Origin of the sequence: Bacillus sp. FSL R5-0593, from assembly GCF_038603755.1 — a bacterium.
Lineage (GTDB): Bacteria > Bacillota > Bacilli > Bacillales > Bacillaceae > Bacillus > Bacillus velezensis.
On the sequence record NZ_CP152011.1, the window covers coordinates 563,900 to 578,557 of the forward strand.

Genomic DNA, 14,658 nt, shown 5'->3' on the forward strand with positions numbered 1-14,658 from the left:
GGTAAAACAGTTAAGGCCGAAGCAATGAAGCAGGCTCTCTTTGCCTGCTTTTTTTGTGTGTCGGCCTTTACATCTGACATGTAAAGTTATCTGAAACTGTACCTTTTTAAATGTCAGACAGTGTTATATGATACTCTGCAGATATTCAAGAATATGTACTTGGAGGACATTCTCATGCGAAATTTTAATGTTGCTATCCCTACGCCTTTTCATGAAGATGAAAGTTTATATTTAGAAGGATTTGATGCTATTGTCGAACATTTGAAAAACAGCGGTATCCATTCGTTACTCATATGCGGCACGACTGGTGAACAGCATTCACTCAGCATAGATGAGCGTCTTCAGATCATTGAGTATGTTCATCAGCGAAAATTTGAAGATGTTGAACTGATGTTCGGTGTTTCAGCCGTAAGAACCAGTGATGCCGTCAAACTGATGAAACACATCGAGAAAACCAATATTGATTCTGTACTGATTGGTTTTCCTCCTTATATAAGACCGACACAGCAGCAAGCCGTTTATTACGTTGACGAACTTCTCAGTCATACCTGTAAAGAGGCTGTGCTTTATAATAACCCCGGCCGGACCGGTTTTAATCTGAGTGAGAAAGCGCTTAAAGACTTAATAAGCCGGCATCCCCGGATAAGGGGGCTGAAAGAAGGAGGAGACGTTCTGCGTCATAAACAAACAGAGTTCCCTGATCACTTTATTTTGTTTGCGGCAGGAGACGTTGAATTTCCGAAGATGCTGAGTAACGGGTGTAACGGCCTGTCAAGCATGGCCGGAAATGTCTATCCTGAAGAAATCAGAGAAAGCTTCAGCAGCTTATCAGAAAATAAACCGATTAATCTGGATCGAATAAACGATCTGATTGCTGAAGTGACAAATCATCATACTGTCATGAATATAAAAAATCACTATAGGAAGATTGGGATTCAAGCAGGCAGCTGCCGGTCACCCATTATATAAGAAATGTTCCGTCGCGGATAAGTGAAAAATGTGATCAGCGCGCTTTCTGTACTTGGATTAGGCTTAATAAGCAAGTTGTATAATACTGTCATTAGCGGGGGCGTAAGCATTTGTTTAGCTTTACATAAGGGAAACCTTATGATATGGTGATTATTGCTAATATTTACAAGAAAGAGGTGAAAGCGATGATAACGATTTATGGAATTTTGTATGGTAAAAACGCAAAAATTGGAAACATCTTGGCGGATAAAGGGAGCAGTCTGTCCTTTTTTAAGCCAAATCACCATACAAAAACAGTTATCGGTGCTTTTTCTCTATGTCAAATAAACGATAATCCAATGACATAATGTCCTTGTTTATTTGTGCATGATGTTATTTAAGCGTAACACCGATAATTGTGTCGGTGTTTTTTTGTGCCTGATTTTAAAAAAAAGGTTAGATTGATAACTCCCTTCTATTTACTCAAACAAACAAGAGTATTATGGAAGGATGAGAAAACATGCAACAAAAAAACAAGTATATAAGAATCCAAGAGTTCCTGAAGCAAAATAAATTTCCTGATTTTAGAATGAATCAAATCAAAAATGCTGTATTCCAAGGGAGAATAAATCATTTCAATGAAATAACGGTTCTTCCTAAATCCTTGAGAAAATTGTTAATAGAGGAGTTCGGAGAGTCAATTATAAATATTGCTCCTTTAAAAGTGCAGCATTCTGAGCAAGTTACAAAAGTCTTATTTGAAATTTCAGGAGACGAAAAAATAGAAACGGTTAATATGAAATATAAAGCCGGTTGGGAGTCATTTTGTATATCCTCGCAGTGCGGCTGTCATTTTGGCTGTACATTTTGTGCAACAGGAGATATTGGTTTAAAACGCAATTTAACGTCAGATGAAATGACTGACCAAATTTTGTACTTTCACTTAAAAGGACATTCAATTGACAGTATTTCTTTTATGGGAATGGGAGAAGCATTAGCGAATGTACAAGTTTTTGATGCTTTACATGTGCTTACAAATCCGGAGTTGTTTGCTTTAAGCCCTCGCAGGTTATCTATTTCGACCATAGGTATTATTCCGGGCATTAAAAAAATCACTCAGGATTATCCGCAGGTCAACCTGACGTTTTCATTACATTCTCCTTTTAATGAACAGCGAAGCAAGTTAATGCCGATTAATGAACGCTACCCGTTATTGGAGGTAATGGACACATTAGATGAGCATATACGTGTGACCTCAAGAAAAGTTTATATTGCTTATATTATGCTGCCGGGAGTTAATGATTCTATTGATCATGCGAATGAAGTAGTAAATCTTTTAAGAAGCAGATATAAGAGAGGGAACTTGTTCCATGTAAACATCATTAGATATAACCCGACTGTTAGTTCACCTATGAGATTTGAAGAAGTAAATGAGAAAAAAGTTGTAAATTTCTATAAAAAATTAAAGTCAGCAGGAATTAACGTGACCGTCAGAAGTCAATTTGGCATTGATATAGATGCTGCTTGCGGACAATTATATGGAAATTATCAAAAAAATAAGAACCAATAAATCAGGTGCAGAACTCGGTTTGACTTCATATTATTTCATTTGATAACATAAAATGGTTATTGTGGTTGAAAAAAAGATACCCGTTTTTATAAAAAAAGGAGTCATAACGTTGCTGAAAAGGTTTTTTCTTGTTTTTCTTACGCTGATGATGTCTATATTTGCTGTATTCGCGGCTGCTGAAGAGTCTCCCGGCGATCGTGTCATTTCTTTTGACGAGCCTATGATTTTATTGATCTCACTCGGAATCATCTTATGTTTGTTCATTCCGCCATTCGTCATGTCCTTTTTTGGCAGTTTGGTTGTGAGAATCATATCCGGAGTCTATCAATGTTTTATCGTCCTCACGTTTGCGGGCCTCATTCCGATTGGATTTCTGATTCCCAATGGCTTTTTGACAATTCTTGCTGCCGTACTGGGGACTTTGGTCAGTTCAGCGAGTGTTGCCGTGACCTTATTCGTTGGCAGGAAAAAAGAGGCCGGAAGGTTTTAAAACTAGTGGGTAAGCTGCAATATTGAAGGGAAAGTCATTGTTTGACTATTTATATGGAATAGCATAGAATTAAAGTAAATATTTATAAAAAGTCACTAGGGGAGCTTTAATAGCTGAGAAGAGACAATACGTCCTGACCCTTTGAACCTGATTTGGTTAATACCAGCGTAGGGAAGTGAAAAATTAGAGAGATTCTTTATCTTATCTATATTTAAGCCACTTTCCATAGAGGAAAGTGGCTTTATTTATTTTGAAAGGGTGATATGAAGTGGCGACTAAAAAAGTTTTTCTGGCAGGGCCTTTTAAAAGTTTAGTAGATGAGAAAACTGGATTGATGAGTACGTATGAGAGGGGAAAGCTGGAATCATTAATTTCCTTTTTTGAGAATGAAGGATGGCTGGTTCATAATGCTCATAAGCGGGAAGGGTGGGGGAAAGATTTCATGACACCCCTTCAATGCACTAAAATTGATTTTGATGAAATAAGTACTTGCGACCTTTTTGCAGCATTTCCCGGATCACCCGCTTCTCCTGGAACACATATAGAAATTGGATGGGCTTCCGCCTTGAAAAAAAAGATCGTGCTATTTCTAGAAAAGGACAAGGATTATGCTTTCTTAATTCAAGGGTTACATGCAGTGGCGGATGTTGAGTACATCAGCTATAAAGATACAGATGATTTAATAGAGAACATTAAAAATACCTTTGCAGCATATAAGGCGGAATCTCAATGAGAAAGAGAACTTTTCATGAAGCATATACGGAAACGCTGTATGACATCTATCACAACCCTGAATTTTTCAATTCACCGCGCGGACAAAAAAGCAGAGAACAATTGAACTACCATCTGACTTTGGAAAATCCAATAGAACGTGTTACTTATTTATCCTCAAGAAAAACCAATATCGTGTTTAATTTTGCTGAAGTGCTATGGTATTTATCGGGGAGTAACGACTTAGATTTTATCAGTTATTACAATAAAAAAATGCCCTCATATTCAATGAATAAAAAAACATTAACAGGCACTGCGTACGGGCCTAAAATATTTGAATTCGGAAATGCAAAACTAAATCAATGGAATAGAATAAAAAATCTTTTGACACAAGAAGATATTGATTCAAAAAGGGCATTTATTCAAATATTCGATGCTTCGGAACTCTTCGTTTTAGAAAATATAGATGTTTCCTGCACAATCGGTTTGCAGTTTTTTGTGAGGGAAGGCGAATTATACATGTCTTCTGTCATGCGTGCAAATGATGCTTTTCGCGGGATGATCAGTGATCTTTTCTCATTTACCTTCATGCAGGAATTAATGGCCAGAGAACTGCGTGTAGAAGTCGGAGAATATTTTCATAATGCGGGATCAATCCATATTTATGATTCAGATCATGAATGGGCGAAAACGGTGCTTGAAGAAGCTGAAAATTACCATGATATTCCGGAATTTGAATTCCCGAAAATGCCTGAGGGAAATAACTGGCCGTCCATTGAAACAGTCTTAAAGTACGAAGAATTACTTAGGAAAGATCAAATTTCTATGACTAAAAACGATATTGAAATGCTTGATTTACCTGATTACTGGAAACAGATTCTTTTCCTTTTCAGTATATACCAGCATATTGCATATAAACGTGATATGGATCATTCTCTATTTCAAAGTTTACTTCCTGTATATCAATTTTTCGTCAGGAATAAGTGGCTTCATTATTTCTCAACTGAGCAAAAGGAGGAAATTCAATGAAAACTTCATGGAAAGAAGACAGTGTTGCTGGTAAATTCGATGCTTATAACGACGTTTTAGAACAAACGTTAGGTTTTGAGTTTGTTTTTCGTACTTTTGATAAAGCGGAGATTAAAAAGGTGCTCGATTTCGGATGCGGTCCAGGAAAGGTAGCTTATAGGCTGGCTGACAGAATAGGCTGCAATGTGATCGCAGTCGATGAATCAAGGAAGATGTTAGATATAGCAAAGGCAAAAAGACAACATCCTCATGTGGACTATCATTTAATTGAACACGATAATCTTTCCTTCTTACCAGATCACTCAGTTGATGCTGCAATGGCCTGTTATGTTTTTATTAATACGGATAGTGACCAGCGTATCAAAGGTATCATAGATGAAATTTTTCGTGTGTTAAAACCAGGAGCTTCATTTGTCATACTCGATACGAATCCTGATTCAACCGGAATTGAATTTTCAACCTTCCGCAATGGAATACCGGGGAAAGAATATTCTTACGGAGAAGAAAGAAATGAATGGCTCCATGTTCCCGGACAAGCAGATTTAATTTTAAATGATTTTCATTGGCCGAAATCAATGTATTATAAACTATTAACTCTTGCAGGTTTTGAAAATGTAACTTTATCAGAACCAACGTTAAACGATATTGACCAAGAGCATGTAAAAGCCATAGAGAAAGAGTTTCAATTTAATAATTGGAAATGTGAAAAGGAATATCCGCCTTTTGTCATTTTTAAAGCAGTGAAACCTGCCTGAAGGAGGAGTGTAAGTTGACGGATATTTATAAAGCGCTTTCGATTGCTGGGACTGATCCTTCCGGAGGGGCGGGAATTCACGCGGATTTAAAAACATTTCAGGAACAAAAGGTATATGGAATGGCAGTTATTACATCAGTTGTTGCACAAAATACACTTGGTGTGAAAAGTTTTGAGGAGATGTCTCTTCAGAATATATCTCAGCAAATAGACTGTGTCATGGATGATATAAAACCGGATGCTGTCAAAACCGGTATGCTTGCAAGTATAGGAATTATTGAATTGCTGGCAGAAAAGTTAAAAGACGCAAATATTCAATCGTATGTGATGGATCCGGTTATGATTGCTAAAAGCGGACATCATCTGCTCCATAAGGACGCCATTGATCATTTGAAGAAATTATTAATACCCCAAACAACTGTTATTACACCGAACATTCCGGAAGCGGAAGTAATCATCGGCAAATCAATCGAGACTGTACAGCAGATGCGTGATGCGGCGAAAGAAATAGTGGAGGTATACGGGGCAAAAAGTGCTGTCGTAAAAGGGGGGCACCTGAACGGAGAAGCCCGTGATATTTTGTACTTTGACGAGGACTTCGAGGAATTTGTTTCTCCCCGCTTTGACACAAAGCATACTCATGGAACAGGCTGTACGTTTTCAGCTGTGATAACTGCAGAGCTGGCAAAGCAGCACAGCATACCGGAATCAGTGGCAACTGGAAAGGAATTCATTTCAGCAGCCATTAAACATCCCTTAGGAATCGGGAAAGGACAAGGCCCTACAAATCATTTTGCGTATCGCTCAACTATTAACCAAGAGACAACCGCTTAAGGAGTGTTATGATGATCTCCGAGAATTATGATGTATTTTTATTTGATTTAGACGGAGTGATATATATAGGAGATAAAGCTTTACCAGGAGCTGTGGCCTCTTTAAAACGACTCCGTGAAGAAAAGAAAGCCATTCGCTTTTTAACGAATGATCCTTGTGTTACAAGAGAAACGATTGTGAAACGCCTTCATAAACTGGGGATTTCAGCAAGTATTGATGAAGTGTTTACTGCGGGGTGGGCAACAGCTGATTACCTTGTCAGTGAAGGAATAAAGAAGGCATATATATTGGGAAATGACCAACTTAAAAGTGAAATTCAAAAGGCCGGTATTGATCTTACGGAAGATCAGGCGGAGGCTGTTGTCATTGGCTGGGATCAAAATATTACATTTCAGGATGTGCATAAGGCAGTAAACCTCATCCGCTGCGGGGCTTCATTTATCGCTGCAAACGGGGATAAAACATTTCCTGCCGCTAACGGACCAGCTCCCGCGACAGGCGCTATAGTCGCGGCTGTTAAAACAGCAGCTGCTAAAGAGCCGATTATAATTGGAAAACCGGCGTCTTCAATATTTGAAAAAGTACTCGAGTCTTTTGAAGATAAAGAGAGATGCGTTATGATTGGGGATACGCCTGAAACAGATATTGTCGGAGCAAACCAAATAGGCATCACTTCCGTATTAGTTTCTGAACAAAATACTTTATTTCCTGCAAAACATGATTTTAGAAATCCGGATGTTGTGATCCGCGATCTGAAAGACTTGTTCGATAATGAAATAAAGGCAGAAGTACGGAAAAAACCGGATTTCCAATGGACAGAACAAGTGAAAGCCGGAGTCGCTGGAATTATAATTAAAGAATCAAGTTCCGTTTTATTAATGAAGCGTGCTGATAATGGTTTATGGGGCATTCCTTCAGGACATGTGGAACCTGGTGAAACAGTTGAACAAGCAATTATAAGAGAAATAGAAGAGGAAACTGGATTAGTGGTGAAAGTCTCTAAAATGATAGGCGTTTATTCTGATCCGAGTTCACAAACCTTTATATACCCTGACGGCAGAGTCAGCCATTTTATTACCAATTGTTTTCAATGTGACGTCATCGGCGGCACTTTGAAAAAGTCCACTGAGGAAGCCATGGAAATCAGATATTTTGATATCCATGAATTACCTGAACATCTCTTGCCGATGCACCCGAGATGGCTGGATGATGCTTTGGAAATGAAAGAGAATGCTTTTATTCGATAAGGAACAGTATGTCAAAAATACTTTTTGGGGGTTATTTACAAACGATTAACGGTTTTCAACCCGTTTTTCTCGGCCGCGTTCCAAAAAACACCAAGTGTCACAGACCCTTGGTGTTTTTTAATTCCGGCAGAACCATAATGCAAGAGCGGCAGAAAAGAAGGTATAATGGGCGGAGAAGAGGTGTCAGCCAATGAAAATAACCAGAGAGACATTAGAAAAACAGCAAATTTGGATATATGGTGTGACTCTTGTAATCGGCGGAATAGCGGGGATCGCCGGGAAAGATTCAGGACTTCGCTGGGGATGGACGATATCACCGCTTATCGCTGTTCTCATGTATGCGATGTTTGCCCAAATCCCATTCTTGAAGCTGAAGGAAGCCATGTCAAACCTCAAGTTTATGGCGGCTTTATTGATCGGTAATTTCTTAGCTGTACCTGTCGTTGTATGGGTGTTAACCGCCTTTTTTCCTCAATCTCCTCCTATATTATTAGGGGTTTGTTTGGTATTGCTTACACCTTGTATTGATTACGTCATCGTCTTTACTCAGCTCGGCAAAGGAAATGAGAGATTAATACTGGCTTCCACGCCGGTTTTGTTCGCCGTTCAGATGGTATTGCTTCCGTTATACCTGTGGCTGTTTATCGGGAAAGAAGTGATAGGGGCTGTTCATGCGGGACCGTTTCTGGAAGCATTCTTATTGTTAATAGCAGTGCCGCTGCTGGCGGCGGTGATGACTCAATTATGGGCTGATAAGAAGCCGGCGGGAGAAAAGGTGCTGGAATGGACGGCGTGGCTGCCTGTTCCTTTTATGGCTCTGGTCTTATTGGCGGTCGTCGCCACACAAATCGGAAAGGTCATCAGTGATTCTGGCATCATTATATGTGTGATTCCGATCTATCTGTTATTCCTGCTCATTATGCCGTTTGTCTCCCGGTTTATCGCATATGCGTTCCGTCTGGATACAGGTGAAGGAAGAGCATTGATCTTCAGCACGTGCACAAGAAATTCTCTCGCAGTCCTTCCGTTAGCGCTGGCTTTGCCGGATGCTTGGGCCTCATTAGCCGCCGCTGTAATCGTCACACAGACGATTGTTGAACTGATAGGCGAATTGGTTTATATAAAAGCGGTGCCCGGTTGGCTGCTGAAATAAAAAATAATTTGAACTGAAAAAAACATACCAACAAATGGGACTGACCCCCGTTTTTGAGACAGGGATCAAAACACCTTCATACAGCCAATTGCCGATATTGTATCGGCGATTGGCTGTTTAGTTTCGTTTGAATACGAATATTGTTATAATAATGAATGTATTCTATGGCAGTGCGTTCTACGATGGCGGTCGTAGTTCGATCAATGCTGTTAAGATAGAACGTTTCAGACTTTAGTGAGGAATGAAACGATTCGATGGAGGCATTATCAGCGGGCGTCCCTTTGCGGGACATGCTCATGGTAATGCCTTTTGTTTTAACAGCTTTCTGATACTCATAAGATGTATAAACAGAACCTTGGTCACTATGTAACACGCAGTTTTCAGGAAGTGTTGGCAGCTGATCAAGTGTGTCTAAGACAAAGTCTGTGTCCTGCTTATCTCCAATCGTAAAAGCAATCACTTCTCCATTGTATAAATCCAATATACTGGAAAGGTACAATTGTTTCTGTCCATAAGGCAAATATGTGATGTCCGTTACCAGTTTTTCAAGAGGGCGATCAGACTGAAAGTTCCGATCCAATATATTATCGACCACAGAATATGGCTGCCCACTTTTTTTACGCTTTTTCATCTTAACCCGACACTGCCATTGATTTTTCTGCATAATACGTTGAACAGATTTATGATTAATACTTATTCTCTTTTTTAGTATGGCTGTGATTTTTCGATATCCATATCGATACTTGTGTTCTCGGCACAACGTGCCGATTTGTTTCTCCAGTCGTATCTTAGGATTACTCTTAGTCAGATTCTTTCTCCATCTATAATATGAAGTGCGTGAAATATCTAAATGGACACAGATGTCCTGTACCGTCATCGTCTTGCGCAATTCTTCTACCAGTTTGATTGTCGTTTCCCTATCAGCTTCCTTTCCAATTCGTTGTACTTTTTTAACACTTCATTCTGTTGTCTCAGATAACGATTCTCTGCCTGGAGTTTCTCTAATTCAGAAGAATACTCCGGACCCTTTCCATAAGTATATTGCTTTCCAACAGGCTGTTCGAATCGGTGGGTATCCCCAGCCTTATGCCATCTAACCCATGTCTGAACCTGAGTCTTATTTTTGATATTCAATTCCTGCATGATCTCTTTCATAGGCACGCCCGCCAATCTCATTCCTACAGCCTTCTGTTTGACTTCAACCGGATAACTCACTCTTGTCCCCATAGAAAAACACCTCCAAGTTTTATTTCGGATAACAACGGTCCGTTTTCAAACTTGAAGGTGTTTTTTGTTTGTCTCATATTATGGGGTCAGTTCCAAATATTGGTATGTTTTTTATGTCGATTATAAAGTTGAAATATCAATGACGAAACGGTAGCGGACATCGCTTTGGAGAACCCGTTCGTACGCTTCGTCAACTTGATTGGCCGGTATCACCTCAATTTTAGGAGCAATGCCGTGCTCGGCGGCGAAATCAAGCATCTCCTGAGTCTGCGGAATACCGCCGACGAGTGAACCCGCAATGCTGCGGCGGCCCGTGATTAAGGAGAACACACTGTATGAGTCCGGCTTAGCGGGCGCTCCCACATTTACCAATGTACCGTCAATGCGAATCAGGGATAAGTAGGCATCTACGTCAAGGTTCGCGGATACTGTATTTAAAATAAGATCAAATCGTCCGGCCAGCTCAGTAAATGTATCCGGATCGCTTGTTGCAAAGTAATGATCGGCTCCAAATTCAAGCGCTTCGTCTTTTTTGTTCATTGAGCGGCTGAGGACGGTGACCTCTGCGCCTAAAGCGTGCGCAAATTGAACGGCTAAATGTCCGAGCCCGCCCATTCCGACAATTGCCACTTTTTTGCCGGGGCCGGCATTCCAGTGTTTCAGCGGAGAATAGGTGGTAATGCCCGCGCACAATAGCGGGCTGGCAGCATCCAAATCCAGCTGATCCGGAATCCGGACAACGAATCTGTCAGTGACAACTATTTTCTGGCTGTAGCCGCCATACGTAGGGTTTCCGTCGTAGTCCAGGTTATTATAAGTCTGAACAACGCCTTTTGTGCAATATTGTTCGTCTCCGTTCAGGCAGTATTCACATTCCCCGCAGGAGTCTACAAAACAGCCGACACCCACACGGTCGCCGACGGCAAATGTGGTGACTTCTTCACCCACGGCTTCCACAACTCCGGCAATTTCGTGTCCGGGAACCATCGGAAAGATTCCGCCGCCCCATTCATCGAATGCACTGTGGATGTCTGAGTGACAAATCCCGCTGTACTTAATATCAATCAGGATATCGTGCGGCCGTAATGCTCTTCTCTCAATCGTTGTCCGCTCAAATTTAGCTTTTGCATGCGGAGCGCTTAATACACGAGTCGGATGATTATTGCACATGGTTATCTTCCTTTCCAAGATAAAGTGATGAATCCTCTGTTCGATTTTACTTTAAATGTTAAAGCGGACTTTAAGTCAAGGAGTTTGGTTTATTTTTTTATGAAATGATATTCTATAATGGCACGCTTATGAAAGGTATGAAGGACGGGTGGTAAAAATATGAAGATTGCGCAGGCTGCAAAGCAGGTTGAGTTATCAGCCGCAACGCTTAGGTATTATGAAAGTATAGGACTGATTCCTCCGGTAAAACGCGATGAAAGCGGCATCCGCAATTATGACGAAGATGATGTGAATTGGATTCAATTTATAAAATGCATGAGAAGTGCCGGGCTGTCGATTGAGGCGCTGATTGAATATACCGCTTTATTTATTGAAGGAGCCGATCATACGATCGAACCCCGAAAAAACATCCTTATAAATGAAAGGAAAAGGCTGACGGAGAAACAGAGGGAAATTGATGAAACCATAAAACGATTAAACAGGAAGATTGAGGATTACGAAGATATCCTTGAAAATGAAGCGAAACTTAAAAACAGATTGAAAGCTGAATGTATTTCTGAATGAAGAGAAGGTGTCCCGGACGCGGGGCCGCATGAAATGTACCAAGGGAAACGAGCCTTGGTTTTTTTATTTTCTAAAGAGTGGAAACAAAACAGCCTTTTCTATCTTATCAATCATTACTTATCCTTTTTTCAGCTTGACTTTTTTACTGCAGACTTTTAAAGTGTGAAATGTTGCTTAGACTGTGATTAGCGACTTTAATGCTGAAAAGAGGTGGTTTACCCAGATGAACAATAAAAAGAACCCTTGGGCGTTATTGCCTTTAGTCTTATTCGTAGGGCTTTTTGTCGGCTCTGGTCTGGTGACCGGAGATTTTTATAAATTGCCGATCTTGATTGCCGCGATCATTGCGTCAGCTTTTGCGCTGTTATTTAACCGGAAGAAATCGCTCAATCAAAAAATAGAATGGTTCGCTTCCGGTGCGGGACATCCTGATATTATCATTATGGTTTTGATTTTTATATTGGCAGGTGCCTTTGCTTCAGCGGCTGAAGCGATGGGGGCGGTGCATTCAACTGTCAATCTTGCTTTGAGCGTTATTCCGCAGCAGTTTTTGCTGCCGGGGCTGTTTATCATTGCTTGTTTTATTTCTATATCGATGGGAACATCAATGGGCACGATTGCGGCGGTTGCGCCGATCAGCGCGGGTTTGAGCGGAGAGCTTGGCATCTCCGGCGCGATTACGATGGCGGCTGTGGTCGGCGGAGCTATGTTCGGAGATAATCTTTCTTTTATTTCTGATACGACCATCGCGTCAGTCCGGACGCAAAAAACACAAATGATGGATAAATTCAAAACGAACTTTCTGATTGTTTTGCCTGCTGCCATTGTGACTGTTATTATCTTATTTTTTATTCCGGCAGGCCACGCCGGCCATACGGGTGCTGAATCTTACAACTGGATTAAGGTGCTTCCTTATGTCGCCGTGTTGGTTTTTGCGTTAATCGGTATTAATGTGATGGCTGTCATATTCGGCGGATTGGTTTTGACGGGAATCATCGGATTAGCGGGCGGCAGCCTGACGCTTGACTCTTATTTTAAGGCGATTACGGATGGAATTGCCGGAATGAGCGATCTGATCATCCTGTCCATGCTGATCGGCGGGATGGTCGGCGTGATGAAACAAAACGGCGGGATCGACTTTTTACTGGAGTTCATCACGAAACGAATCCGTTCGAAAAAAGGCGCCGAAGCCGGCATTGCCGGACTGGTCAGCGTGACGAATCTGGCTGCGGCCAATAATACGATCTCCATTATCGCAGCCGGGCCGATTGCAAAGAATATCGCTGATAAATTCAACATCGACAACAGAAAATCGGCAAGTATTCTGGATATCTTTTCGTGTATGATACAAGGATTGATTCCTTACGGCGCGCAGCTGTTATCAGCCGGAAAATTCGGGAATATTTCACCAGTCAGCATCCTGCCATACTCTTTCTATCCCGTTTTAATCGGAATCTGCGGCATCGCCGCCATCATATTTGGACTGCCGAAATTCACAAGAAATACGAAATAAAAAAAGGCGCCGTTCGGCGCCTTTTTTCTTTCATGACAGCCAAGCATTTCTCAAAAGCTGTACGCCCTGTGTGATCTGATCCGTATCGAGATGGGCGAAACCTAGCTTTATGATCGGCGGTTCGGGTTTTTCGGCAACGAAATAAACGGCGGTAGGATATACCTTCACTCCGTACTGAAAAGCGCGTTCGATTAATGTTTCTTCTGTATAGTTCAGGTGAACTCTCACCAATATATACAATCCCGACTGCTCGCCGATGATCGTCACATGATCGCCGAACTGCTGCTTTACATGTGAAATCAAGTGCTGCATTTTTCGCCTGTAAACAATGCGCATGCGCTTAATATGGCGGGTCCATTCACCGGCCTTCATCAATTCAGCCATGGTCAGCTGGTTAAGCGAAGAAGCGGTGCTTTCGAAATGAATAAACCGTTCTTTATACCGGCGCAAAAGGCGCTGCGGCAAAACCATATAGCTTATGCGGATGCCCGGAAGAAAGGATTTTGAGAAATTCCCTAAATAAATCACCCGGTCTGATTGAATGGAAGCAAGAGCGGGAAACGGCTGCTGTGTATAACGGAATTCACTGTCATAATCATCCTCAAGAATATAACCCTCTCTATGATTCACCCAATTGATCAGCGTTTGGCGCTGCTGAATGGACATGCTTACGCCGTAAGGGCTGTGATGGGATGGGGTCACATAGATTAATTTTTCTTTCATTGCATGTAATTGAGAAAAATCAGCTCCGTTTTCATAGACAGGCATCGTTTCCAGAGAAAGCCCGTGAAATTGAAAAGCCGCTCTGGCACCGTCAAATCCGGGGTCTTCAACGATCATTCCCGAAAAATCTTCTTTCAGAATCCGGCTGAGATATATCAGCATCTGCTGCGTGCTGCTGCCGATGATAATGGAATCCGCATCTGTTTTCACTCCGCGGGATTCCAAGAGATAAGCGGCAATTTGTTCACGCAGGTCTCTCTCGCCGAACGGTTCACCGTACAGGAAGCTTTTCTCTGATGTCAAAACTTGATTGTATAATTTTCTCCATGTTTTCAGAGGAAAATGCTTTTGATCGACGGCTCCGGCGCGAAAGTCAATCAGGACCGGCTGAGTTGATTCGGTTTTTTCAGCGTGGACAACATCGTTTTCTTTTTGAAATAAAGAAGGTTCTACTTCATTTACAAAATAACCTTTGCGTGTTTCTCCGCGAATGTATCCCTCCGCTAAAAGAAGATCATAAGCCATCAGCGTTGTATTACGGCTTACCCGCAGGGAATCTGCCAGCTCCCGAATCGAAGGCAGCCGCTCATCTGCCTGAATATTTCCCTGCTCAATCAATGTTTTAAATTGTTCGTAAATTTGTTTGTATTTCGGGGTGTCGCTTTCGAAAGCGAAAATCATATTTTTCATCAGATGTTCTCCTCTGACATGTGTATTTATTCCTA

The 14,658-nt window shown here is 41.3% G+C and carries 15 protein-coding genes and 1 riboswitch; of the genes, 12 read left to right on the forward strand and 3 right to left on the reverse strand.

All coding sequences use genetic code 11. The features are described from left to right. Nucleotides 1–174: 174 nt before the first annotated feature. The 10 genes from NYE36_RS02785 (at nt 175) to NYE36_RS02830 (ending at nt 8,736) form a co-directional block, all read left to right on the forward strand. Complete coding sequence (locus NYE36_RS02785; protein WP_064115570.1) at nt 175–969, forward strand: dihydrodipicolinate synthase family protein; 795 nt, start codon at nt 175–177, stop codon at nt 967–969. A gap of 143 nt (nt 970–1,112) precedes the next feature. Further along, on the forward strand, nt 1,113–1,316 hold the full coding sequence (locus NYE36_RS02790) for a hypothetical protein (protein ID WP_061890443.1): 204 nt from the start codon (nt 1,113–1,115) through the stop codon (nt 1,314–1,316). Between the two features lie 152 nt (nt 1,317–1,468). Beyond that, on the forward strand, nt 1,469–2,518 hold the full coding sequence (locus NYE36_RS02795; protein ID WP_094032109.1) for a Cfr family 23S rRNA (adenine(2503)-C(8))-methyltransferase: 1,050 nt from the start codon (nt 1,469–1,471) through the stop codon (nt 2,516–2,518). Between the two features lie 109 nt (nt 2,519–2,627). Next, the gene (locus NYE36_RS02800; protein WP_031378624.1) at nt 2,628–3,008 is read left to right on the forward strand and encodes a hypothetical protein; all 381 of its coding nucleotides are present in this window, start codon (nt 2,628–2,630) and stop codon (nt 3,006–3,008) included. A gap of 87 nt (nt 3,009–3,095) precedes the next feature. Further along, a riboswitch (TPP riboswitch) is annotated at nt 3,096–3,199 on the forward strand. A 77-nt stretch (nt 3,200–3,276) separates the two neighbouring features. Then, nucleotides 3,277–3,741, forward strand: a complete 465-nt coding sequence (locus NYE36_RS02805; RefSeq protein WP_015416904.1) for a nucleoside 2-deoxyribosyltransferase — start codon at nt 3,277–3,279, stop codon at nt 3,739–3,741. Then, entirely contained in the window at nt 3,738–4,748 is a 1,011-nt protein-coding gene (locus NYE36_RS02810; protein ID WP_015416905.1) for a thymidylate synthase, read from the forward strand. The genes NYE36_RS02805 and NYE36_RS02810 overlap by 4 nt, the downstream gene beginning before the upstream one ends. Continuing rightward, on the forward strand, nt 4,745–5,503 hold the full coding sequence (locus NYE36_RS02815) for a class I SAM-dependent methyltransferase (RefSeq protein ID WP_039252583.1): 759 nt from the start codon (nt 4,745–4,747) through the stop codon (nt 5,501–5,503). The genes NYE36_RS02810 and NYE36_RS02815 overlap by 4 nt, the downstream gene beginning before the upstream one ends. A gap of 14 nt (nt 5,504–5,517) precedes the next feature. Then, on the forward strand, nt 5,518–6,336 hold the full coding sequence (gene thiD, locus NYE36_RS02820; RefSeq protein WP_014417014.1) for a bifunctional hydroxymethylpyrimidine kinase/phosphomethylpyrimidine kinase: 819 nt from the start codon (nt 5,518–5,520) through the stop codon (nt 6,334–6,336). An 8-nt stretch (nt 6,337–6,344) separates the two neighbouring features. After that, nucleotides 6,345–7,583: an HAD-IIA family hydrolase gene (locus tag NYE36_RS02825; RefSeq protein ID WP_015416907.1), complete on the forward strand. Its 1,239-nt coding sequence runs from the start codon at nt 6,345–6,347 to the stop codon at nt 7,581–7,583. A 190-nt stretch (nt 7,584–7,773) separates the two neighbouring features. Next, a complete protein-coding gene (locus NYE36_RS02830; protein WP_094032108.1) occupies nt 7,774–8,736 on the forward strand; it encodes a bile acid:sodium symporter in 963 nt (320 codons plus the stop codon). Between the two features lie 76 nt (nt 8,737–8,812). Here NYE36_RS02830 and NYE36_RS02835 read toward each other — a convergent pair. Both NYE36_RS02835 and NYE36_RS02840 read right to left on the reverse strand, forming a co-directional pair. Then, nucleotides 8,813–9,963, reverse strand: a protein-coding gene (locus NYE36_RS02835; protein ID WP_222835235.1) for an IS3 family transposase whose coding sequence is annotated in 2 segments (ribosomal slippage) — nt 8,813–9,690 and nt 9,690–9,963 — 1,152 coding nt in all. Because the reading frame shifts where the segments join, the coding sequence is not laid out codon by codon here. A 120-nt stretch (nt 9,964–10,083) separates the two neighbouring features. Next, on the reverse strand, nt 10,084–11,133 hold the full coding sequence (locus NYE36_RS02840) for an NAD(P)-dependent alcohol dehydrogenase (RefSeq protein ID WP_251257293.1): 1,050 nt from the start codon (nt 11,131–11,133) through the stop codon (nt 10,084–10,086). A 159-nt stretch (nt 11,134–11,292) separates the two neighbouring features. Between NYE36_RS02840 and NYE36_RS02845 the strand changes: the two genes are divergently transcribed. Both NYE36_RS02845 and NYE36_RS02850 read left to right on the forward strand, forming a co-directional pair. Further along, on the forward strand, nt 11,293–11,697 hold the full coding sequence (locus tag NYE36_RS02845; protein ID WP_251257292.1) for a MerR family transcriptional regulator: 405 nt from the start codon (nt 11,293–11,295) through the stop codon (nt 11,695–11,697). Between the two features lie 223 nt (nt 11,698–11,920). Beyond that, nucleotides 11,921–13,210 (forward strand): Na+/H+ antiporter NhaC family protein, encoded by a 1,290-nt coding sequence (locus NYE36_RS02850; protein ID WP_199022385.1) that lies wholly within the window; start codon nt 11,921–11,923, stop codon nt 13,208–13,210. A gap of 30 nt (nt 13,211–13,240) precedes the next feature. Here NYE36_RS02850 and NYE36_RS02855 read toward each other — a convergent pair whose 3' ends face one another. Then, nucleotides 13,241–14,623, reverse strand: coding sequence for a PLP-dependent aminotransferase family protein (locus tag NYE36_RS02855; protein ID WP_199022386.1), 1,383 nt, complete (start codon nt 14,621–14,623; stop codon nt 13,241–13,243). Between the last annotated feature and the right edge of the window lie 35 nt (nt 14,624–14,658).